This is a genomic window from Microvirga yunnanensis (assembly GCF_025460875.1).
The window spans coordinates 12,612-35,395 of record NZ_JAMXFI010000019.1; the positions used below are offsets into that span (position 1 = coordinate 12,612).

19 protein-coding genes are annotated in these 22,784 nt (G+C 66.8%); 9 read left to right on the forward strand and 10 right to left on the reverse strand.

Features of this window, described 5'->3' with window-relative positions; genetic code table 11:
* Positions 1–59: 59 nt before the first annotated feature.
* Together NF876_RS11905 and NF876_RS11910 are read right to left on the reverse strand one after the other, a co-directional pair.
* Positions 60–1,145, reverse strand: coding sequence for a polyamine ABC transporter substrate-binding protein (locus NF876_RS11905; RefSeq protein WP_262269006.1), 1,086 nt, complete (start codon positions 1,143–1,145; stop codon positions 60–62).
* A 96-nt stretch (positions 1,146–1,241) separates the two neighbouring features.
* The gene (locus tag NF876_RS11910; protein ID WP_262269007.1) at positions 1,242–2,396 is read right to left on the reverse strand and encodes an aminotransferase; all 1,155 of its coding nucleotides are present in this window, start codon (positions 2,394–2,396) and stop codon (positions 1,242–1,244) included.
* 343 nt (positions 2,397–2,739) lie between these two features.
* Between NF876_RS11910 and NF876_RS11915 the strand changes: the two genes are divergently transcribed.
* The 3 genes from NF876_RS11915 to NF876_RS11925 all read left to right on the forward strand — a co-directional run bounded on the left by NF876_RS11915 (position 2,740) and on the right by NF876_RS11925 (position 4,742).
* On the forward strand, positions 2,740–3,522 hold the full coding sequence (locus NF876_RS11915) for a phosphatase PAP2 family protein (protein ID WP_373696650.1): 783 nt from the start codon (positions 2,740–2,742) through the stop codon (positions 3,520–3,522).
* Positions 3,519–4,064, forward strand: a complete 546-nt coding sequence (locus NF876_RS11920) for a regulatory protein RecX (RefSeq protein WP_262269009.1) — start codon at positions 3,519–3,521, stop codon at positions 4,062–4,064. The genes NF876_RS11915 and NF876_RS11920 overlap by 4 nt, the downstream gene beginning before the upstream one ends.
* 78 nt (positions 4,065–4,142) lie before the next feature.
* The gene (locus NF876_RS11925; protein ID WP_262269010.1) at positions 4,143–4,742 is read left to right on the forward strand and encodes a DUF2239 family protein; all 600 of its coding nucleotides are present in this window, start codon (positions 4,143–4,145) and stop codon (positions 4,740–4,742) included.
* A gap of 17 nt (positions 4,743–4,759) precedes the next feature.
* Here the strand turns inward: NF876_RS11925 and NF876_RS11930 are convergent, their stop codons facing one another.
* Together NF876_RS11930 and NF876_RS11935 are read right to left on the reverse strand one after the other, a co-directional pair.
* A complete protein-coding gene (locus NF876_RS11930; protein ID WP_262269011.1) occupies positions 4,760–5,299 on the reverse strand; it encodes a GNAT family N-acetyltransferase in 540 nt (179 codons plus the stop codon).
* Between the two features lie 132 nt (positions 5,300–5,431).
* Positions 5,432–6,076: a DUF1345 domain-containing protein gene (locus NF876_RS11935; protein WP_262269012.1), complete on the reverse strand. Its 645-nt coding sequence runs from the start codon at positions 6,074–6,076 to the stop codon at positions 5,432–5,434.
* Positions 6,077–6,167: 91 nt separating this feature from the next.
* Here NF876_RS11935 and NF876_RS11940 point away from each other — a divergent pair, with 91 nt between their 5' ends.
* The gene (locus NF876_RS11940) at positions 6,168–6,590 is read left to right on the forward strand and encodes an OsmC family protein (protein ID WP_262269013.1); all 423 of its coding nucleotides are present in this window, start codon (positions 6,168–6,170) and stop codon (positions 6,588–6,590) included.
* Positions 6,591–6,737: 147 nt separating this feature from the next.
* On the opposite strand, the gene NF876_RS11945 is transcribed toward NF876_RS11940, so the two are convergent.
* Genes NF876_RS11945 through NF876_RS11955 form a run of 3 tightly spaced genes read right to left on the reverse strand, consistent with a single transcriptional unit; the run spans position 6,738 to position 9,613 of the window.
* On the reverse strand, positions 6,738–7,721 hold the full coding sequence (locus NF876_RS11945) for a TRAP transporter substrate-binding protein (RefSeq protein WP_262269014.1): 984 nt from the start codon (positions 7,719–7,721) through the stop codon (positions 6,738–6,740).
* 32 nt (positions 7,722–7,753) lie between these two features.
* On the reverse strand, positions 7,754–9,061 hold the full coding sequence (locus NF876_RS11950; protein ID WP_262269015.1) for a TRAP transporter large permease: 1,308 nt from the start codon (positions 9,059–9,061) through the stop codon (positions 7,754–7,756).
* A 6-nt stretch (positions 9,062–9,067) separates the two neighbouring features.
* The gene (locus tag NF876_RS11955; RefSeq protein WP_262269016.1) at positions 9,068–9,613 is read right to left on the reverse strand and encodes a TRAP transporter small permease; all 546 of its coding nucleotides are present in this window, start codon (positions 9,611–9,613) and stop codon (positions 9,068–9,070) included.
* Positions 9,614–9,816: 203 nt separating this feature from the next.
* On the opposite strand from NF876_RS11955, the gene NF876_RS11960 reads away from it, so the two are divergent.
* Positions 9,817–10,398 carry a PRC-barrel domain-containing protein gene (locus NF876_RS11960; RefSeq protein WP_262269017.1) on the forward strand — a complete coding sequence of 194 codons (582 nt, stop codon included), beginning with the start codon at positions 9,817–9,819 and terminating at the stop codon, positions 10,396–10,398.
* 53 nt (positions 10,399–10,451) lie between these two features.
* Here NF876_RS11960 and NF876_RS11965 read toward each other — a convergent pair whose 3' ends face one another.
* Positions 10,452–10,832, reverse strand: a complete 381-nt coding sequence (locus NF876_RS11965; RefSeq protein WP_262269018.1) for a ComEA family DNA-binding protein — start codon at positions 10,830–10,832, stop codon at positions 10,452–10,454.
* 269 nt (positions 10,833–11,101) lie between these two features.
* Here NF876_RS11965 and NF876_RS11970 point away from each other — a divergent pair, with 269 nt between their 5' ends.
* Together NF876_RS11970 and NF876_RS11975 are read left to right on the forward strand one after the other, a co-directional pair.
* A complete protein-coding gene (locus tag NF876_RS11970; protein ID WP_262269019.1) occupies positions 11,102–12,316 on the forward strand; it encodes a putative DNA modification/repair radical SAM protein in 1,215 nt (404 codons plus the stop codon).
* Positions 12,313–13,755: a UdgX family uracil-DNA binding protein gene (locus NF876_RS11975; RefSeq protein ID WP_262269020.1), complete on the forward strand. Its 1,443-nt coding sequence runs from the start codon at positions 12,313–12,315 to the stop codon at positions 13,753–13,755. Before NF876_RS11970 ends, NF876_RS11975 begins: the two co-directional genes overlap by 4 nt.
* A 22-nt stretch (positions 13,756–13,777) precedes the next feature.
* On the opposite strand, the gene NF876_RS11980 is transcribed toward NF876_RS11975, so the two are convergent.
* Positions 13,778–15,031 carry a cation:proton antiporter gene (locus NF876_RS11980; protein ID WP_262269021.1) on the reverse strand — a complete coding sequence of 418 codons (1,254 nt, stop codon included), beginning with the start codon at positions 15,029–15,031 and terminating at the stop codon, positions 13,778–13,780.
* Positions 15,032–15,178: 147 nt separating this feature from the next.
* On the opposite strand from NF876_RS11980, the gene NF876_RS11985 reads away from it, so the two are divergent.
* Together NF876_RS11985 and NF876_RS11990 are read left to right on the forward strand one after the other, a co-directional pair.
* Complete coding sequence (locus NF876_RS11985) at positions 15,179–17,311, forward strand: transglycosylase domain-containing protein (protein ID WP_262269022.1); 2,133 nt, start codon at positions 15,179–15,181, stop codon at positions 17,309–17,311.
* A gap of 263 nt (positions 17,312–17,574) precedes the next feature.
* A complete protein-coding gene (locus NF876_RS11990) occupies positions 17,575–21,345 on the forward strand; it encodes a beta strand repeat-containing protein (protein WP_262269023.1) in 3,771 nt (1,256 codons plus the stop codon).
* Positions 21,346–21,563: 218 nt separating this feature from the next.
* Here the strand turns inward: NF876_RS11990 and NF876_RS11995 are convergent, their stop codons facing one another.
* Complete coding sequence (locus NF876_RS11995) at positions 21,564–22,760, reverse strand: multidrug effflux MFS transporter (RefSeq protein WP_262269024.1); 1,197 nt, start codon at positions 22,758–22,760, stop codon at positions 21,564–21,566.
* Between the last annotated feature and the right edge of the window lie 24 nt (positions 22,761–22,784).

Below are 22,784 nucleotides of genomic sequence, written 5' to 3' on the forward strand. Positions count from 1 at the left end.
GCCCATGGGCGGAGCTTTCAGGGCATCGCGACGATGCCGGACCGAACCTGAGCGGCGGATTAACGCCCGGTCTTCACCCGGGTCCAGAGCCGCGTGACGGTGCGCTGCGAGCGCTCGTCATAGGCCGTGTTGGTGAACAGGCGCTTCATGGTGGCGTCGTCCGGGTAGATGCCGGGATTGTCGAGGATCGCCTTGTCGATGAACTGCTTGGCCGCGAGATTGCCCGACGCGTAGGACACGAAGTTCGCGTTCCTGGCGGCGATCTCGGGCTTCATCATGAAGTTGATGAACTCGTGCGCCTCCGCGACGTTCTTGGCGTCCGCCGGGATCACGAAGCTGTCGAACCACATCAGCGCGCCCTCGCGCGGGATGACGTAGCCGACCTCGACGCCGTTCTTGGCTTCCTCGGCGCGGTTCTTGGCCTGGATCACGTCGCCCGAATAGCCCACCGCCACGCAGATGTCGCCGTTGGCGAGGGCGTTGATGTATTCGGAGGAGTGGAACTTCTGGATGTTGCCGCGGATGCGGAACAGGGCGTCGCCCGCCTTGTTCAGATCCTCCAGGCGCTTCGAATCCGGGTTGAGGCCGAGATAGGCCATGACGCCGGGAAAAAGGTCCTCGGGGCTGTCGAGCATGTAGATGCCGCAGGCCTTCAGCTTGGAGGCGATCTCCGGCTTCATCACCAGATCCCAGGTGTTGAGCGGCATGTCGCCGAGGATCTCCTTCACCTTCTTCACGTTGATGCCGATGCCCGTGGTGCCCCACATGTAGTTGACGGCATATTGGTTGCCCGGATCGAACACGGCGAGACGCTGCGTCACCTCGGGCCATTGATTGGCGAGGTTCGGCAGCTTGGCCTTGTCGAGCTTCTGGAACACCTTGGCGCCGATCAGGCGCTGCACGAACGGGCCCGACGGCACGACGATGTCGTAGCCTGACTTGCCGGCCAGAAGCTTGGTCTCGACGATCTCGTTGTTGTCATAGGTGTCGTAGACCACCTTGATGCCGGTCTGCTTCGTGAACTCGTCGAGCGCCTTCGGGTCCACGTAGTCGGACCAGTTATAGACGTTGACCACGCGCTCCTGGGCGGCGGCGGCGGTGACGAGACCGAGGGTCAGAGCAACCGAGGCGAGAAGACGGAACATTTTGGGGCGGCACTCCTCAAGACAGGTGACAACGAGGCAGGCTAGGAAATTCCGGGCCAAGAAACAATGTCCAAGGCGCAACCGCGATGGCAGGCCTCAGGCTGCCCGCCTGATCGCCGTCGCCAGCCGCTCCAGCCCGGCATCGAGGGTCGCGTCCTTCTTGGCAAAGCAGAAGCGCACCACGGTCTTCACCGCGCCCTCCGCATAGAAGGCCGAGACCGGGATCGCCGCGACCCCATGCTCCATGACCAGGCGGCGGCAGAAGGCGACGTCGTCGCTCTCGCCCAGGGCCGCGATGTCGATGTTGACGAAATAGGTGCCCTGGCTCGGGATCACGTCGAAGCCGAGGCTCCGCAACCCGTCGGTGAAGCGGTCGCGGCTGCGGGCGAAGTTCGTCCGCATGCCGCCGAAATAGGAATCGTCCTTGCCGAGCCCGTAGGCCACCGCGGCCTGGAGGTTCGGAGCCGTCGTGAAGGCGAGGAACTGGTGCGACTTCGCCAGCACCTTCATGATCGGCGGGGCGGCGCAGACGAAGCCGACCTTCCAGCCCGTGAGGCTGAAGATCTTGCCCGCCGAGCCGATCTTCACCGAACGCTCGCGCATGCCCTCGAGCCCCAGCACCGGGCGGTGCTTGCGGCCGTCGAAAACCACGTGCTCCCAGACCTCGTCCGAGATCGCGATGGCGTCGAATTTCCGGCAGAACGCGGCGAGAAGGTTCAGATCCTCGTCCGGGAACACGGTGGCGGTCGGGTTGAGCGGGTTGTTGAACACCACCGCCTTGGTCTTGGGCGAGAAGGCCTTCGCCAGCGCCTCTTCCGTCAGGCGGAAATGGGGCGGCTGCAGGGTGACGAATTTCGGCACCCCCCCGGCGAGCCGCACGAGGGGCAGATAGGCGTCGTACATGGGCTCGAACAGCACCACCTCGTCGCCCGGCTCCACGATGCCCAGGATCGCGCCCGCGAGGGCTTCCGTGGCCCCGGAGGTCACCATCACCTCGGTGCCGGCATCGAGGTCGAGGCCCTGCCAGTGCTTGTAATGGGCGGCGATCGCGGTGCGCAGCTCCGGAATGCCCATCATGGAGGGGTACTGGTTGTAGCCGTTGAGCACCGCCTCCGCCGCCGCCCGCCGCACGTCCTCGGGGCCGGGATCGTCCGGAAAGCCTTGGCCGAGATTGATCGCCCCGGTCTCGCGGGCGAGGCTCGACATGACTTCGAACACGGTGGTGGGCAGGTTGGCGAACAGTCGGTTCATGCCGCTCTCTCGTTGCTGGATCGTCGTGGCGTCGAGGTGCTTCGTATCACGGAGCGGCGGACAATCGAACCGGCATTCTCGCAGGACATGCACGGCCGCGCGCGATCCGGCCTTCCCACCGCGCCATCATCGGGACGGGGCCGGTGATGACGTGCGGAGGTGGCCCAACGGGCGGGCGGCCATCGCCGGGAGGGTGCCAGGACGGGCGGAGGGCGACGGAACGGCCAGCAGGCCGGGCGTGGCGAAAAGATGCCTCGGGGGCGCCGACCGCGATGCGACGGGCGGCCGTCCCGGCCTCGGCAGGACGTCGACCCGGTCAGGCGCATCCATGGCCCCTCGCCAGATGCCCGCCGCAGGCCTATCTGAGGAGGCCATGCACACGCTTCTTGCTCCCGCCACGCGCTTGTGGCTTCGCCTGCGCCTGAACGAGGTCGGTCCTCTGCTGTCCATGTCGGCCTGTGGGTTCTTCGCCTGGGCCTTCATCGCGCTGGCCGACGAGGTGCGGGAAGGGGAAACCCACGCCCTCGACAGCCGGCTCCTGCTGGCCCTGCGGGATCCGCAGAATCCGGCCAATCCCCTCGGACCCTCCTGGCTGGAGGAATCGGCCCGGGACATCACCGGCCTCGGCGGCTACGCGATCCTGACGCTCCTTACCCTGGCGGCGGTCACGTATCTGCTCATGGCGGGCAAGCGCGGCGCGGCCCTCCTGGTCCTGGCCGCCATCGTCGGGGGCACGCTCCTCTCCACGGGCCTCAAGCTCGGATTCGAGCGGCCCCGGCCGGATCTGGTGCCCCACGCGACGCGGGTCTACACGGCAAGCTTCCCGAGCGGCCACGCGATGATGTCGGCGATCACCTATCTGACCTTGGGCGCCCTGCTCGCCCGGGTGGAGAGGAGCCGGCGCGTCAGCGCGTTCATCATGGGCCTGGCTATGCTCACGACCCTGCTCGTGGGGGTGAGCCGCGTCTATCTCGGCGTGCACTGGCCGAGCGACGTCCTGGCCGGATGGGCGGTGGGCGCCGCCTGGGCGTCCCTGTGCTGGTTCGTGGCCCTGCAACTGCAGCGGCGCGGCCAGGTGGAGAAGCCCGGCGAGGCCTCGCCTCCCGCGGATGCCAAGCTGGAATGACCGACGATCCCAAACCGGTCCGCAAGCCGCCCCGGAAGGTGACGCCCACCTATCTGCAGCGGGCGGCGCTCGCCTATCTCGAGCGCTATGCCTCCTCGGCCGAGAACCTGCGCCGCGTGCTGCGGCGCAAGGTCGACAAGCGCTGCCGCCTGCGTGGCGAGGATCCGGCCGCGTTTCACGACATGATCGACGAGGTCGTGGCCAAGAGCCTGAGGAGCGGCCTCATCGACGACACCCGCTATGCGGAGGCCCGCGTCGCCTCCCTGCGCCGCCGGGGCGGCTCGGCCCGGGCGATCCAGGCCAAGCTCTCGGCCAAGGGCGTCGACCGCACTGCCATCGCGGCGGCGCTCGAGGGCAAGGAGGGCGACGAGGAGCAGGCGGCCCGCGCCTTCGCCCGCCGCCGCAGGCTCGGGCCGTTCCGGCCGGGCGAGCGGGCGCCCTATCGCGACAAGGATCTGGCCGCCATGGCGCGGGCCGGGTTCCGCTTCGACGTGGCGCGCGACATCGTCGACGGAGAGCGCGACGAGCCCGACGAGCCGTAGCGTTCGAATTTTACCCGGATGTATTGACGGCGTAATTTAACCCGGATAAAAGTCGGCTCCACGACGGACGAGGACAACATGGGTGAAAACCTCAAGACCTACACGGCCTTCGCCGGCGCGCGCCTGATCCGGTCGGGCCCGCTCCCGGCGGTCGCCGAAGCGGCCAAGACGGCGCTGGATCGCGGCGAGACGGAGCCCGTGGTCGTTCTCGACGATGAGACCTGCCACGTCGTGGAGGTGGATTTCCGGGGCACCCCGGAGGATGTGCGCAACCGGCTGAGCGACCGGTCCGACACCGGCCCGGGCCCGTTCGAGCCGCGCGGGCCGGGCCGGCCCAGGCTCGGGGTCGTCGCCCGGGAGGTGACGCTGCTGCCGCGGCACTGGGACTGGCTCAACGGGCAGCCGGGCGGCGCGTCGGTCGCCCTGCGCAAGCTGGTCGAGGAGGCGCGGCGGGGCAGCGAAGGCCAGGACCGCGTCCGGCAGGCCCGGGAGGCGCTTTATCGCTTCATGGCGATTCTGGCGGGGAACGAAGCCGCCTTCGAGGAGGCCTCGCGCGCCCTCTTTGCCGGCGACCGGACGCTGTTCATGGCCCTGATCCGGCTGTGGCCGAAGGATATCCGGGCCCATGCCGAGAGACTGTCGGGCCCGGCCTTCGCGGACAAACCGGCCGAAACGTGAGACGACGGACGCCGCCCCTATCGCACGAACATGATGGTCGGCTTGTCCTTGTAGGTGGTGCGGCGAAATTCCCGGTAGCCGCATTTCTCCGCCACCCGGATCGACGGCTCGTTCTCCGGTGCAATGATGCAGGCGGTGCGCACGGGGCCGAAATGCCCCTCGCCCCAGGCGATTGCGGCGCGTGCGGCCTCGGTCGCGTAGCCCTTGCCGTGGCCGTGCGGCGCGATCACCCAGCCGATCTCCGGAATGCCGTCGAGGGGCGGTTCGATCACGCGCCGGAAATCCGAGAAGCCGACTTCTCCCACGAAACGGCCGCCGTCCTTCTCGGTCACGGCCCAATAGCCGAAGCCCAACAGGGTCCAATGTCCGACATAGCGCACCAGCCGGGACCAGACCTCCTCCTGCGTGGACGGCTTGCCGCCGATGAAGCGCGTTATCTCCGGATCGGTCCAGAGGGCGAGGCAATCGGCGAAGTCGCCGATTCTGTGCCCGCGCAGAACGAGGCGCTCGGTCTCGAGAATCGGGACGGACAAGGAGGCTGAAGTGGCTGTGCGCATCGGTTCGATCGTTTGGGACCTTTCCTGCGCCGCAGAGCGCAGCGCGCGGCGTCCGACGATCTCTGCATAACGGTCGTGGTCCTGCAAGGACCCAGACGCCTCGGATGCCGGCCCCGAGGGTGAGCGGGCCCCTTACAGCAAGCCGGCCCCCACATTCACCGCCAGGGCCAGGATCGTCGTGTTGAACAGGAACGACAGGATCGTATGGGCCAGCACGAGACGGCGCATGCGCCGGGCCACGATGACCACGTCCGAGGTCTGCGCCGCCGCACCCAGGTTGAACGAGAAATACAGGAAATCACAGTAATCCGGCCGGCCCTCGTGGGGAAAAGCCAAGCCCCGCCGCTCACCCTTGTCGCCATAATATTCGTGCGCGTAATGGATGGCGTAGATCGTGTGCACGAAGAACCACGAGCACAGAATGGTGAGGCCCGCGATGGTCAGGTGGAATCCCTGCTGATCGGCCGGGGTCGCCTGGATGTTGGTCAGTTCGACCGCGATGGCCGCGAGGCTCGCTACCGAGGCGGCGAGCGTCAGAACGAGCACGACGACGGCGCTTTCGTCCTCCAGGGCCGCCCGCTCCTGCATCTGGGTCGTGGAGGAGCGCAGGGCCATGGTCCAGGCGAGAACGAGATAGCAGGCCACGCCGATGTCCCAGGCCACGAGCATCCGGGAATTCACCGGCCAGGACGCCGGCAGGAGCGCGAAGACCAGGAGCGCTGCGAGGGCGGAGCCGAGAAGCCTCGGACGCAGGCGGGCCTGCATGGGAATCCACATCACACACCTGCGATCCGAATGGGACGAGACCTCTGGAGCCTGACACGACCTGTCCTAGATCACCAAGCCTATCCACACAAAGGAGATCGTGATGAACCGCAAGGCAAGAGCCGTTTGGCAGGGCACGGGCAAGGATGGCAGCGGCCATCTCACGTCCGATTCCGGCGTGCTGTCCTCGACGCCGTATTCCTTCAAGACCCGATTCGAGAACGAGAAGGGCACGAACCCGGAGGAGCTGATCGCCGCCGCCCATGCCGGCTGCTTCACCATGGCGCTCGCCTTCCAGCTCCAGGGTGCCGGCTTCACGCCCACGGAGCTTGCCACGGAAGCGGTCGTCTCCCTCGAGCAGGAGGGCAGCGGCTTCGCGATCCGGAAATCGGCCCTGACGCTCACCGCCAACGTGCCGGGCATCGACCGGGCCAAGTTCGAGGAACTCGCCCGCGCGGCGGAGAAGAACTGCCCGGTCTCCAAGGTGCTCAACGCCGAGATCACCATGGACTTCACGCTGGCGTGAGCCCTGCCTAACGCCGTCACCGCCTCATACCCCTCTCAACGTCATCACCGGGCTTGTCCCGGTGATCCCGATCCGGGAAGCGCCGCGTTCCAGGCAATCGAAATGGCCGGCCCGAGGCCGGCCATGACATCGAAGGGCCGAGGGCCCCTACATCGCGGCCTTCTTGTAGCTGTCGATGATGGCCTGCCCGTCGGGGCCGGCCTTCTTCAGCCAGTCCTGCGTCAGCTGCTCGCCGACCTTCTGCAGGCCCGCCTTGAGCTCGGGGCTCGGGGGCTGCACCTTCATGCCCTTCGCGGTCATCTGGTCGACGTACCACTTGGTCTTGTCCTGAGCAGTCTTCCAGCCCCGCTCCTCGGCGGTCTTGGCGGCCTTCAGAACGGCCTCCTGGGTCGGCTTGTCGAGGGCGTCGAAGGCCGCCTTGTTGACGAAGGTCAGGTTCTTCGGGATCCAGGCCTGGGTGTCGTAGAAGTGCGAGAGCGATTCCCACACCTTCGAATCGTAGCCCGTGGCGCCCGAGGTCATGAAGGTGTTGACCACGCCCGTCGCGAGCGCCTGCGGCAGGTCCGCCGCCTGGACCGTGACCGGCTGCGCGCCGACGAGCTCGGCGATGCGGGCGGTGCCGGGATTGTAGGAGCGCCACTTCACCCCTTTCAGATCCTCGACGGTGGCGATGTCCTTCTTGGCGAAGATCCCCTGCGGGGGCCACGGCACGGCGAACAGCAGCATCAGGCCCTGGCTGGCGAACTTCTTCTCGATGGCCGGCTTCTGCACGTCCCAGAGCTTCTTCGCCTGATCGAACGAGGTGGCGAGGAACGGCACCACGTCGAGGCCGTAGACCGGATCCTCGTTCTCGTGCAGGGACATCAGGACCTCGCCGGCCTGGGCCTGTCCGGTCTGCACCGCGCGCTTGATCTCGGGCGCCTTGAAGAGCGAGGCGTTCGCATGGACGGTGACCTGCAGCTTGCCGCCGGTCGCGTCGGCCACGTCCTTGGCGAAGGCGTTGAGGTTCTCGGTGTGGAAGTTGTCCGGCGGATAGGCGGCCGGCAGGTTCCACTTGGTCTGCGCCAGCGCGGGCGCTGCCATGAGCAGGGCTCCCGCGAGGCTCAGGCCGAAGCGCGTCATGTGTCTCATCGTTCGTCTCCCTCTTGTTGTCATGAACGAGGCTAATCCGGAAAGGCCATCTGCGGCAGCACCATCACGATGCTCGGGAACACCGTGATGATGGCGACCGCCGCGACGAGCAGGAAGAAGAAGGGCAGCGAGGCCAGCGCCACCGTGTTCGAATCCTTTCCCGACATGGTCTGCAGCACGAACAGGTTGAAGCCGACCGGCGGCGAGACCTCCGCCATCTCGACCACCAGGATCAGGAAGATGCCGAACCAGATCAGGTCGAAGCCCGCCGTCTTGACCATCGGGATCACCACCGCGGTGGTCAGCACGATCATCGAGATGCCGTCGAGGGCCGTGCCGAGCAGGATGTACATGACCGTGAGCGCCGCGATGAGCGCATAGGGCGAGAGGTGCAGGCTGTCGACCCAGGAGGCGAGCGCCTGGGGAATGCCCGTATAGGCCATCGAGGTCGACATGAAGGAGGCGCCGGCCAGGATCAGCATGATCATGCAGGTGATGCGCGTCGTCCCCATGACGCTGGCCCAGAACGAGTCCCAGGACAGCGACCCCGACCACCAGGCGATGGCGAGCGAGCCGAGCACGCCCCAGGCGGCGCATTCCGTCGCGGTCGCCCAGCCGAGCAGCAGGGTCAGGAAGACGAGCGCGATCAGGAGCGCGACCGGAATGAGGTTGGTCGATTCCTTCAGCTTCTCGCGGAAGCTCATCGTCGGCTCGGGCGGCGGCGACTTCTGCGGGTTGGCGAGCGACCACACGGCGATGTAGCCGGAATAGAGAGCCATCACGAGCAGCCCGGGCAGGAAGCCCGCGAGGAAGATCTGGATGATCGACACGTTGGCCGCCACCGCATAGACCACCATGGTGATGGAGGGCGGGATGAGGATCCCGAGCGTGCCGGCGCCCGCCAGGCTCCCGAGGCTCACCATGTCGTCGTAGCCGCGCTTCTTCAGCTCCGGCAGGGCGATCTTGGCCACCGTCGCGCAGGTGGCGGCGGACGAGCCGGAGACCGACCCGAAGATCCCGCAGGCGAGCACGTTCACGTGCATGAGCCGTCCCGGCAGCCAGTTGAGCCAGGGCGCGAGGCCGCGGAACATCTCCTCGGACAGCCTGGTGCGGAACAGGATCTCGCCCATCCAGATGAAAAGCGGGAGCGCCGCGAGCGTCCAGGAGGCGGAATTGCCCCAGATCGTGGTGGCGAGCACCGAGCCCGCCGGAATGCCCCCGCCGACGAACTGCATGCCGACCCAGCCGCAGGCCATGAGCGCGATGGCGATCCAGACGCCGCCGGCGAGGAGCACGGCAAGAAGCAGGAGCAGCAGCCCCGAGATCTCGATGAGTTCCATGACGTCCTACACTCCGCTCTGGATCGCGCGCTCCACCACCTCTTCGGCCGTGGTGGCGGGCGGCTTCTCGTAGCGCGGATCGCCGCCGCGCAGCACGTGGACGAACTCGTCGACGAAGGCGATGAACAGGATCACCAGGCCGGCCGCGTAGCCGATCTGCGGAATCCAGAGCGGGATCGCCAGCACGCCTTGCGCCATGTCGTTGAAGCGCCAGCTGTCGTAGGTGAGCACGACCGCGTGCCAGGCGAAGAAGCCCACGAAGCCGAGGCCGATCACCAGCGAGAACATCTCGAGCCACCAGCGGGTCCGGCCGCGCACGCGGTCCGTGAGCAGGCCGACCCGGATCATCTCGCCGGAGCGGAAGGTGTGGGCGAGACCCAGGAACGCCATCGCGGCCATGGACCAGGAGGCGAGATCGTCGCCGGCCGGGATGTTGACGCCAATGCCACGGCCCAGGGAGAGGCCCATCATCAGCAGGAAGATCACGAGGAGGAACAGGCCCGCAAGGTAGCCTGAGACGCGGTAGAGACCATCGAGGAAGGTGCGGATCATGCAGTCCGTTTCGGGCGTTCGGCAGGGAAGCTTGGCCAAGTCTAGGGGCATTCACGGCGGGTGCAAGCGCTTCCTTGCCGCCGCTTGCCCAGGCATTGGGCAGAACCTCGAAAAGTGCCCATCGTCCCGACAGAACCAATCATCAACTTCGCCGTTGAGAGGTGAGAAGTGACCGCGCGTCACGGATCAATCAGGAGGAATACATGGCTTCGAAGCATCTTGTGCTGGCGCTCCTCGGGACGGCCCTGGCGTCGGCCCCGGCTCTTGCCCAGACTCAGCCCTCCAGCTCGTCGGCCAGCCCGAGCGCCGCGTCGTCGTCCATGTCCACGGGCAACTGGATGACCCAGGAGCAGCCGGGACAATGGCGCGCGTCCAAGCTCGAGGGCCTGGACGTGTACAACAACAACAACGAGAAGGTCGGCGACATCAGCGAGGTTCTCGTAGATCAGAGCGGCAAGATCCAGGCCGTCGTCATCGGCGTCGGCGGGTTCCTCGGCATGGGCGAACACGACGTGGCCGTCCCCTTCGACCAGATCAAGTTCGTCAACGAGCCGCGCGCCAATGCGACGGCGTCGAACACCACGACCGGAACGGCCGGCATGAGCGGCAACAATGCCGGCACGACGGCCGGCACGACCACGACCGCGCCGGCGACCACCGGTTCGACCGCGTCGAACGCCAATGCGGCGAATGCCAACGTGAACCGGTCGGCTCCCGACCATGCCATGCTGGACATGACGAAGGATCAGCTGAAGGCTGCCCCGGAGTTCAAGTACAGCCGCTAAGGCGGATCACCGAACGAGAAAGGGGCCCGCCGGGCCCCTTTCTTGTCGACCTCTCACGACTTCTGGTGCGCGATGATCCGGTCCTTGATCGCATCATAGGCGTTCTGCGGGATGATCTTCTTGTCCACGAGCTCGTTCTTCGCCTTGTAGGGCCGCCCCTTGATGATCGCCTCGGCCCGGGCCTCCCCGATCTGGGGCAGCTTGTCGAGCTGATCCTTGGGCGCGGTGTTGATGTCGATCAGGGCGCTCGTGGAGGCGGTCGTGCCGGGCATCGGCTTGGCCGCGCCCGCGCCCGCGGCCGGGGCCGGAGCGGTCATCGGCGGCTTCGCGGCCGCGCCCGGCGAGGCGGCCCCGGGGGCGGCCGTCTGCGCGAGAACCGGAGAGGCAAGCAGGGATCCGAGAGCGACCAGCGCTCCGAAATGGGACAGGCGCATCGTAACCTCCTCTGGCCGGACCCATTCTGAAGGCGTTCGGTCCGGCTTCATCAACCTACACAATCAACGCAGATCGGTCCCTGAACGATCCGTTTTCCCAGGTTCATGATCGGGACGCGCCTATCGCGCTCCGTCCTCATCCACCCGGCGCCAGGCCAGGATTTCGGCGCCTGGGCCCTCCGGCGATGCGACCTCCCGTCCCTCTCCCGGACCTCGCCTTCTCTCCACGACCGTGCTAGAACAAAACACGAACAACCTGCTGGAAGACCATGGACGAGAAGCTTTCGAAGAAGCTGCGCATCCTGGCGGACGCGGCCAAATACGACGCCTCCTGCTCCTCCTCCGGGGCGCCCAAGCGCAAGGCGGATTTGGGCGGGCTCGGCTCGACCGAGGGAAGCGGCATCTGCCACGCCTATACGCCGGATGGGCGCTGCGTGTCGCTGCTCAAGATCCTGCTCACCAATTACTGCCTGTTCGACTGCGCCTATTGCGTGAACCGGCGTTCTTCCAACGTGAAGCGGGCGAAGTTTTCCGTCGACGAGGTGGTGACGCTCACCGTCGAGTTCTACAAGCGCAACTACATCGAGGGATTGTTCCTGTCGTCGGGCATCATCCGCTCGCCGGACTACACCATGGAACAGATGCTGCTCGTGGCCAAGAAGCTGCGGCGCGACCACGGGTTTCGCGGCTACATCCACCTGAAGACGATCCCCGAGGCGAGCCCCTGGCTCATCGAGGAGGCAGGGCTGTGGGCCGACCGCCTGTCCATCAACCTCGAACTGCCGACGGAAAGGAGCCTGGAGCGTCTGGCGCCCGAAAAGGACGGTGCCTCCATCGAGACCGCCATGGCGCAGATGTTCGAACGCATCGAGGAGGCCCGCGAGGAGCGCCGCCATTTCTCGCCGGCGGGCCAGACCACCCAGATGATCGTCGGTGCGGACGAGACCACGGACGCGGACGTGCTGCGCACCTCGGCCAAGCTCTACGGCCATTACGACATGAAGCGCGTCTATTATTCCGCCTTCAGCCCGATCCCGGACTCGAGCGCCATCCTGCCCCTGAAATCGCCCCCGCTCATGCGCGAGAGCAGGCTCTACCAGGCCGATTGGCTGCTGCGCTATTACGGCTTCGACGTGGACGAGATCGCCTCCGGGGGCGAGAAGGGCATGCTCGATCTCGACGTGGATCCGAAGCTCGCCTGGGCGCTGAAGAACCGCCATCGCTTCCCGGTCGACGTGAACCGGGCCGACCGGGAGATGCTGCTGCGCGTGCCGGGCCTCGGTGCCCGGGCGGTCGACAAGATCGTGGTGGCACGCAGGCACACGAGCCTGCGGCTGGAGGACGTCGCGCGCCTCACCTCGGGCCTCAAGCGCGCCAAGCCGTTCCTCATCACGGCCGATCATCATCCGAAAGCCAGGCTCGATACCCTCGACCTGCGCGAGAGGCTGATCGAGAAGCCGGAACAGCTGAGCCTGTTCGGATGAATCTGCACCGCATCACCCTCAAGGCCGGCGCCGACCTCGACGGCTTTCGCCGGTCGGTCCGGTGGCTCGTCGCCGAGGAGCTGGCGCCGCAGCACGTCGTCTTCGAGAGTGACGAAGCACCGGCCCTGTTCGGCCGGGACGTCGCGGGCGACGCGCCCGCGATCTCGATCCCGAAGGGCGTGGCGCGGCTCATCGAACCCGTGGTCTGCCACACCGACCCGGAACGCTACGCCCTGCTCTACCAGCTCGTGTGGCGGGTGCTGAACGGCGAGCGCGACCTGCTGGAGATCGCCAGCGATCCCCTGGTCCACCGGATCGACCTGATGGCGCGCTCCGTGCGGCGCGACCTGCACAAGATGCACGCCTTCGTGCGCTTCCGCCGAATGACCGGCGGGGATCTCGAACGCTTCGCCGCGTGGTTCGAACCCGAGCACTTCATCCTGGAGGCGGCGGCGCCCTTCTTCGTCGACCGCTTCCGCTCCATGGACTGGACCATTCTCACGCCCATCGGGTCCGTCCGGTGGGACCGCGCGGCCCTGACCTTCGGCCCGCCGGGGCAGCGCGAGGACGCGCCCGCCGAGGACAGCTTCGAGGAGGGCTGGCGCGGCTATTACGAGAGCGTGTTCAACCCGGCCCGGGTGAACCCGACCGCCATGCGCGCCGAGATGCCGAAGAAGTACTGGCGCAACATGCCCGAGACCGCGGCGATTCCCGGCCTGATCCAAACCGCCTCGCAGCGCGTTGAACGGATGATCGAACAGGAGGCGACGATGCCCACCAAACGCACCCCCGAGCGCGCTCTTGAGGCCATGTGGGATCAGGAGCCGAAGACCCTGGCGGAGCTCAACGCCATCATCGCCAAGGCGGGACCGCTCGTGCCCGGCGCGACCCAGGCCGTGTTCGGCGAAGGGCCCGCTCATGCGGAGATCGTCTTCGTGGGCGAGCAGCCGGGTGACCAGGAGGACCTGCAGGGACGCCCCTTCGTGGGACCCGCGGGCAAGCTCCTGACAAAGGCCATGAAGGAAGCCGGCATCGACCGCGAGCAGGCCTACCTCACCAACGCGGTGAAGCACTTCAAATTCGAGCAGCGCGGCCACCGGCGCATCCACGCCAAGCCCACGGCCGGCGAGGTGAAGCATTACCGGCCCTGGCTCATGAAGGAGCTGGAGCTGGTGAAGCCGAAGCTCGTCGTGGCGCTCGGCGCCACCGCCCTGCTGGCGCTCACCGGCAAGGCGACCCCGATCACCCGCTCGCGCGGACGGGCGCGGCTCGGGCCCTACGAGGGTTACGTCACCGTGCATCCCTCGTACCTGCTGCGCCTCCCCGACGAGGCGACGAAGCGGGAGGCCTATGAGGCGTTCCTGAACGACCTGCGGCGCATCCGCGATCTCGCCCGGGCCGATCTGGAGACCGGCGAGCTGCCGCTGGCGGCCGAATAGCCCTCGCCGGACCGGGCTCTCTCTAGGCCCTCGCGGCCGTGCGTTCGGCGAGCTTGCGCCGCAGATCGAGCCGCCTCATGGTCGGCGTGACCGTGATGCCGTGGAGCACGATGGAGACCAGGATGATGAACCCGGTCGTGCTCCACAGAAGATGACCGTCATCGAATTTCGCATGGCCCATGGCATAGGCGAGATAATAGACCGAGCCGATGCCGCGGATGCCGAAGAAGCCGATGGCCGCCTTTTCGCCGGAGGGCGGATGGGTTCCGATCAGCCCGATCCAGCCCGCAAGCGGCCGCACGACGAAGATCGCCAGGAACGCATAGGCGGCGGCCTGCCACGTGAGGGCGTCGAAGAGGTCGCCTCCCGTGATCGCTCCGCCGAACAGGACGAGCAGCACCATCATCATGAGCCGCTCGAGCTCCTCGGCGAAGTCGTGCAGTTTCTGATGGTATTCGTGCTCCGGCTCCGTAGCGCGCAGAGCCAGCGCGGCCACGAACACCGCGACAAACCCATAGCCCCTCACCATCTCGGTCAAACCATAGGCGATGCAGGTGATGCCGAGCGCCACGAATCCGGCCCCGGTCCGCGAGAGCTTGGCCCGATTCGGCAGGTGAAAGGTGAGCCAGCCGAGCGCCCGTCCGACCCCGTATCCCATGCCGATTCCGGCCGCGATCTTCCACGCCACCGCGTAGACGAACCACTCCGCGATGCCGGTCACGCCTCCCTCCTGCGTGAGGGAGATGGCGAGCAGCACGAAGGGAAAGGCGAGGCCGTCGTTGAGGCCGGCTTCGGACGTGAGGGTGAAGCGTACCTCGTCCTCCTCCCGGTCCATGGGCGGGCCGACCTGCACGTCGCTCGCCAACACCGGATCGGTGGGCGCCAGCGCGCCGGCCAGCAGCAGGGAAGCGGCGAGGCTCAGGCCCAGCATCTGCTGACCCATCCAGACGAGGCCGAGAATGGTCAGCGGCATGGCGATGCCGAGCAGCCGCCAGGTCAGCCGCCATCGCTTCCATCCGAACGGCCGGTCGATCTTCAGGCCGGCCCCCATGAGCGAGATGATGACGACGAATTCGCTGAGATGCTCGACGATGGCGAGCTCCTCGCCGGGGTGCGGCATGACGCCCGGAAGCTCGGGGAAGGCGAAGATCAGCGCTCCGAGCCCGACGCAGAAGATCGGAAGGGACAGAGGCAGTTCCTTGAGCACCATGGGGAGCCAGGCGGTGAGCAGCACCACCACGCCGAACCCCGCCAGCACGACGACATAAGCATTCATCAGCGGGCGAACGCCGCCCGAACTCGGCAGTTCCGCGGCGGAAGCGTTAATCCCCGTTAACCGCCCCTTAAACTGCCACAATTAGGGTGCTCCAGAGCATGAAAGGCCGGACGATATACCGGTCATGTCGATGCGGGGTTTTTAGAGGTGGCGAACGGACGTGACCGGCGGGAGCCGGTCTTCGATGCGCCCGCTGGCGAAGCGGGCGGGCTGGACTTTCGCCTTTCGCCCGAGGACCGGGCAGGGGGAACGATGGCGCGCAGGCGGGCTTCTTCGAACGGCGGCGACGGGCCGCGCCGTCCCGCGAGGCCCAGAAAAGCCAAGCGCAAGGGTGGCCGTTCCCTGTTCAGCAAGCTCGTCTATGCCGGGCTGGTGCTGTGTCTCTGGGGCGTCATCGGGGTCGGCGGCGTGGTGGCCTATTACGCCTCGCAGCTGCCGCCCATCGATCAGCTCACGGTGCCCAAGCGCCCGCCGAACATCGCCATCATGGCCAGCGACGGCTCGCTTCTCGCCAACCGCGGCGAGACCGGCGGGCGCACCGTCACGCTCAAGGAGCTGCCGCCCTACCTGCCCAAGGCCTTCGTGGCCATCGAGGACCGGCGCTTCTACGACCATTTCGGCATCGACCCGACGGGCATCGCCCGCGCGGTCTACCGCAACCTGGCCCACAAGGGCGGCCTGCAGGGCGGCTCGACCCTCACGCAGCAGCTTGCCAAGAACCTGTTCCTGACCCAGGAGCGCACCGCCTCGCGCAAGATCCAGGAAGCCATCCTGGCGCTCTGGCTCGAGCGCAACTACTCGAAGGACCAGATCCTCGAGCTCTACCTGAACCGGGTCTATTTCGGCGCCGGCGCCTACGGGGTCGAGGCGGCCGCCCAGCGCTATTACGGCAAGTCGGCCCGCAACGTGTCGCTCTCGGAGGCGGCCGTTCTGGCGGGCCTCGTGCAGTCGCCGTCGCGTCTGGCCCCCAACCGCAATCCCGAGCGCGCTCAGGCCCGCGCGGAGCTGGTGATCGCGGCCATGAACGAGATCGGCTTCATCACGCCGGGCATGACCAAGACGGCCCTCGGGGCGCCCGCCGAGCCGGTGCGTGCGAACGGGGCCGGCTCGGCCAATTACGCGGCCGATTACGTGATGGACGTGCTCGACGACTTCGTCGGCAACGTCGAATCCGACATCGTGGTCTCGACCACCATCGAACCCTCCCTGCAGACGACGGCCGAACGCGTCCTGGTGGAGGAGCTCGACGCCAAGGGTCAGAAATTCAACGTGAGCCAGGGCGCCTTCGTGGCCCTGCAGCCGGACGGCGCGGTCAAGGCCCTGGTGGGCGGCCGCAATTACGAGACGAGCCAGTTCAACCGGGCCACCACGGCCCGCCGGCAGCCGGGCTCGTCCTTCAAGCCCTTCGTCTATCTGACCGCCGTGGAGCGGGGCTATACGCCCGACACGGTCCTCGAGGACGGGCCGGTCAATTTCGGCGGCTGGGCGCCCAAGAACTACGACCGCAAGTATCGCGGGCCGATCGCCCTGCGCGATGCGCTGGCGCTCTCCCTCAACACCATCGCGGTGAAGCTCAACATGGAGGTCGGGCCGAAGAACGTGGTGCAGACCGCGCAGCGGCTCGGCATCTCGTCGCCCCTGCAGGCCAACGGCTCCCTGGCGCTCGGCACCTCCGAGGTGACGCCCCTCGAACTGGTGAGCGCCTACGCGGCCTTCGCCAACGGCGGCACGGGGGTCGTGCCCTACGTGATCTCGCAGGTGAAGACCACGGACGGCAAGCTGATCTACAAGCGCCCGGGCTCCGGCGGCCTGGGCCGCGTCATCGACGCCAACGCGGTCGCGATGATGAACGAGATGATGCACAACACCTTCGTGGTCGGCACGGCGCGGTCGGCGCAGGTTCCCGGCTGGGCCATGGCAGGCAAGACCGGCACCACCGACGACTTCAAGGACGCCTGGTTCGTGGGCTTCACGGGCAATCTCGTGGCGGGGGTCTGGCTCGGCAACGACGACGGCACGCTCACCAAGCGGGTCAGCGGCGGCAATCTGCCGAGCGAGATCTGGCACAATTTCATGAAGGTGGCCCTGAAGGACAAGCAGCCCGTGCCGCTTCCGGGCAGCGAGCGGTTCCGGGACGACGTGCCGGTGGCCAATGCCGGCCCCGATCCGCGCTATGCCAATGCGGGAACCGGCGACAATGCCTGGATCCCGCCCCAGCCCGCGCCGCAGCGGCGCGCCAGCCGCGAGAAGAACTTCTTCGAGAAGCTGTTTGGGCTCTGAGCCGGCTTCCGGCACGGCCCGGTCCTCGCGCCAGGGTCGGGACCGGCCTTCTGCACGCTGGAGTTGCCAAATTCCCGCGGTTTGTCAGCGGGGATTGAAGGAGCAGTCATTCTTGCAAACCCATCGTGTGTTTTTGCCAGGCCGACCCTCTTTGTCCAAGGAGCTTGCACATCGGATGGTTTAGATATGATCCATCGTTGCATCGATCGTGATCCGCGTTTCGCGAAGCGGATCGACGGCACCATCGACGAGAGGAACGGATCATGACCTCACCCATCCAAGTCACCGGGATCCTGCCAGCCCGTCTGGTGCCGGACGCAGCGAGCACCCTAACGGCCGCCTCGGTGATTCAGGGCAATGCCGACGACAACGAGCTCGGCACTCCGGAAACCCCGATATCCGTCACGATCAACGGCGCCGAGGGCTACGATACGCTCTGGGGCGGTCTGGCCGGCGACGAGCTTCACGGCGACATCGACAACGACCTGCTGATCGGCGGCGCCGGGAACGACACCCTCGACGGAGGCATCGACTGGGATACCCTCTCCTATCGGGAGGAGACGGGCGGTGCGGGCATCGTGCTCAACCTGAGCGATTCGGCCTGGACCTATGGGGACACGACCTACGAGTCGCTCACCGGCACGGACACGTGGGGCGATCTCGACACCCTGCTCAATTTCGAGGAGGTCTACGGTTCGACCGCCGGCGACGTGATCTATGCGGGCAATTCCCTGCAGGGCTGGTACATCTACGGCAACGAGGGCGACGACACCCTGACCGGCGGCGGCAACGACGATACGCTGGTCGGCGGCGCGGGGAACGACACGCTCGTCAACGGTACGGTGATCTATATCGGCACGGAGACGATCCATGCCGATCTGTCCACCGGCCGGGCCTCGGGACAGGGCGAAGACACGCTGGTCAACGTGACCCGCCTCATCGGCGGCGAGGGCAACGACACCATCTACGGCGGCAGGTTCGCCTCAACCATCGACGGCAGCCTCGGAAACGACGTCCTCTATGCGGGTGCCTCGACCACGATCGTGGCCACGTTGGGCAACGACACCGTGCATGGCGGAATGGCGAACGGCACCTTGTCTGCCCCGAGCGTGAACCGAATCACCGGCAATGGATCGACAACGCTCACCTATGAGGATCTCAGCGCGTCCCTGGGAGCCATCAAGGCCGATCTCGGCAATGGCTGGGTCGACGAATATTACAACGGCGTCAGAAATGCCACTGACACGATCTTCAAGATCGGCTCGCTCATCGGATCGAACGGGAACGACACGATCTTCGGCAGCGCCTTGAACAACACCATCTCGGGCGGTGGCGGCAACGATTACATCGTCGGCTTCGGCGGCAGCGACTCCCTGTCCGGCGGCGACGGCAACGATACGCTCGCCGGCAGCGACGGCTACACGGATACGCTCGTCGGCGGCCTCGGCAACGATACCTACGTGACCGGAGACCGCGACGACGTGCTCGTCGATGCCGGCGGCACAGACACCATCGAAACCTATCTGTCCACGTACACGCTCCAGGCGGGCATCGAGAACCTGACCGCTCAGACCTCCAGCAGCGTGTCGTTGACGGGCAACGGCCTGAACAATGTCCTGACGGGGAAAGGCGGCAACGACACCCTGAACGGCGCCGCCGGCCGCGACACCATGATCGGAGGCGACGGCAACGACGTCTTCTACATCGACGATCTCGGCGACCTTGCGGTCGAACTCAACGGCGCGACGGGCGGCACCGATACGGTCATCATCTCGGTCCGCAACTACGACGGCACGAAGCTTGCCAATATCGAGCGCATCCAGTTCGTCGGCGAAGGCAGCATCGCCGGGACCAACGCGGTGCCCGAGATCGGCGGGCTCGCGTCGCCGGTGAACCTGACGATCGCCGACACCGAGACCGTCAGGGAATTCACGTCCGTCACCATCACGGATGCGGACAGCGCCAGCGTCACGGCCGTCGTGAGCCTGAACAACAGCTACGGCGCGCTGACCCATCTCGGCATCGGCACCTATGATGCCCAGGAGCGACGCTACACGGTCACGGGCACCGCGGAGCAGGTCCAGAACGCCCTGCGCGGCCTCGTCCACGATCCCTTCGACCGGCCGAACGATGCGGCGGGAAACGCCCTGACGACGGCTTTCGCCATCACGCTCACCGATGGGGAAGGGGCCTCGGCCACGCCCAACGCGAACGTCTCCGTGACGAGCGTGACGGCCAACCGCGCTCCCACGATTTCCTTCGTGCCGCAGACCTTCACGATGGCCGACACGGAAAACACGGACCTCGTGGCGCCGTTCACCCTTCTCGGGGTGAACGAACCGAATGCCGGCGACGTGCTGACCGTGAGCATCCGGCTCGACGACGCCGGAAAGGGCGCGCTGGTCCCGGTCCAGGGCGGCGCCTACGATGCGGCCACGGGCACGTTCACGGTCACCGGCACCCTCGCGCAGGTGCGCACGGCGATTGCCGCGCTCCTGTTCAATCCGACCGACCGTCCCCTGGCGGAGAGCGGTTCCATCGAGACGACCACGTTCGCGATCACGGTCACGGATGCGAGCGGCGCGACGGCCACGGCGGCCAGCGTCGCCACGGTGAATTCCGTCGCGACCGGGTATGTCAATCATGCGCCGACTGCACCGGTTCTGTCGCACAGCGACATCTCCGACAGGCTGACGATGGACCTGACCGTCGGATCCCTGACGGCAACCGATCAGGACGGCGATGCCCTGACCATCACGTTCGACTGGGCGCAGCCCGATTCGTCGGGGCTCGTCAGCGCCGACGGGCGCTTCAAGATCGTCAACGGCATCGTGGTGGTCAACGATCCGTCGCTCGTCCAGGTCGAGGGCAACCAGACCTTCACCTACGCGGTCACGGCCACGGACGGTCACGGCGGCACCACCTCGGGCTCGATCGCGATCCATGTGGCGGACGTCAACCACGGGCCGACGGCGCCCCTTCTCGCCGGCGGCACGATCTCCGAGACGTCGGCCGCCCATGCGGTCGCCGGCACGCTCTCCTCGACCGATGCCGACAACGATCCAGTCACCTTTGCCTTCACGAACGCGCTCGGCGGAACGAACGGGCGCGTCAGCGCCGACGGCCGCTTCGAAATCGTCAACGGCACCATCCAGGTCAGGGACCCGTCCCTGATCCAGGTGACCGGCGACGCCACCTTCAGCTACGGCGTCGTCGCATCGGACGGCTATGGCGGCAAGGTTTCGAGCACCATCGCCATCAAGGTGACGGATGCGAACCCGGCGCCCCTCGACATCCTGCTGTCCGGCACCGCGGTCGCCGAACACAGCGCCGTCGGCCAGATCATCGGCACCCTGTCCTCGACTCTTCCGGGCCAGGGCCAGCGCACTTACACCCTGCTCAACGACGGCGGCGGGCGCGTGGAGCTGGTCGACAACCAGCTGCGCGTCAAGAACAACGCCAAGATCGATTACGAGCAGCTCACCTCGTTCAAGGTCACCGTCGCGGTGACCGACGGCTCGGTCCGGAAGGTCAAGGACTTCACGATCAAGATCCAGGACGTCAATCCCGAGACGGTGACCGGGACCGACGGCTCCGACCTGATCAGGGGCGGCAGCGGCGCAGACACGATCGCGGGCGGAACCGGGAACGACACCTTGAGCGGCGGCGCCGGGACGGACGTTCTCTCCGGCGGCAAGGGGGCCGACATCTTCCTGTTCGAGCGCAGCACGCCGGGCACGGCCGGCCCTGACCTGATTCAGGACTTCAAGGTCGCGGAATACGACCGCGTCTATCTGTCCCTGAGCACCTTCACGGGGTTCAAGACCTCCGATCTCGGCCGGTTGAAGGCGAGCGACTTCGTCCTCGGCACGAAGGCCCTGGGAAAAGAGGATCGGGTCATCTACGACCAGGCCAAGGGCGAGCTCTACTACGACGCCGACGGGACGGGTGGCGCCAGCCAGGTCCACATCGCGACCTTCACGAATGCGGGCACCAAGCCGGCCTTGACCTATGCCAGCTTCTTCATCGTCTGATTGACCATCGATCCGGCTAAAGCATCGGACCCAAAAGTGGACTTGCACTTTTGGGATCCATCCGATGCTTTCTTCTTGGATGAGAGCATCGGTCAGAACGGAAAACCGGATCCACTTTTCACTGGCGTGGCCCTTCGGGTCGCTGACGCGGCCCTCTGGGTCCGTCCGATGCTCTAGATCCGGGCGGCGCCCGACAGGCGCCGTCCGCGGCAGAGCCATCAGCCGGGCTTTCCCCGACGAGCCCGTCCCGTGGCCAGGAAGAGGCCGAGCGCCAGCACGCCCGTGGCCGCGATGGTGGCCGGCAGGGGAAGCGCGGAGCCGTCGAGATTGTGGCCGAGGAGAATGCCCACCACGCCCGCGAAGGTCATCTGGCAGATGCCGAGCAGGGACGAGGCCGCGCCGGCCCAGTCCGGAAAGGGCATCAGCGCCGAGGCCATGGATTGCGGCATGGTGAGGCCGACGCCCACCCCGTAGATCGCCATGGGGGCGCTGATGGCGAGCGAGGACCGCACCCCCGCCAGCACCAGGCACAGCATGGTCAGGCCGCCGAGCGCGAGGCACGTCACGCCGATCCGGATGGTGCCGTCGAGCCCGTAGCGGCCGACGAGATGCTGCGCCAGGGTGGTGCCGGTCATGAAGCCCGCCACCACGAAGGTGAACGAGAACGCGAAGGACAATTCGTCGAGGCCGTAGATCTTCTGCAGCACGAAGGACGAGCCCGAAATGAAGGCGAAGAGCCCGCCATAGGTGAGCATCGACAGGCCCACATAGGTCCGGTACCCGGCATGGCCGAGCAGGAGCCCGAAACCGCGCAGGATCGCCGGAAACGAGATCGGCACGTCCGATTTCCGGCGGATGCTTTCGGGCATGCGCCACAGGATCGTGGCGGCGAGCGCGATGCCGCAGACGATCATGGCCCCGAAGGTCACGCGCCAGCCGGTGAAGCGCTCGATGACCCCGCCGAGAACGGGAGCCGCAGCCGGCACCACGCCCATGATCGTGCCCATGCGCGACAATTCGCGCCCGGCGCGCGGCCCCTCGTAGAAATCGCGCACGATGGCGCGCCCGAGCACGATGGGTCCCGAAGCACCGAGCGCCTGAAGGAAGCGCGCGCCGATCAGGGTCTCGATGGTGGGCGAGAGCGCGCAGATCAGGCTCGCGAGGGTGAAGAGCCCGAGACCGAAGAGCAGCACCGGCTTGCGTCCGATCCGGTCGGATACCGGCCCGTAGAAGAACTGCCCGGCCGCGAAGCCGAGGAGGAAGGCCGACAGGGTGAGCTGCGTCTGCCCGGTCGTGGCGTTCAGGCCCGCGGCGATCGCCGGGAGCGATGGCAGATACATGTCCGTCGACAGGGGACCCAGCGCGGTGAGCAGGGCCAGGACGACGGTGAGGGCCAGCGTGTCGGGTTTGAGCATGAGACGGTTTCGTCGGTGACAGGC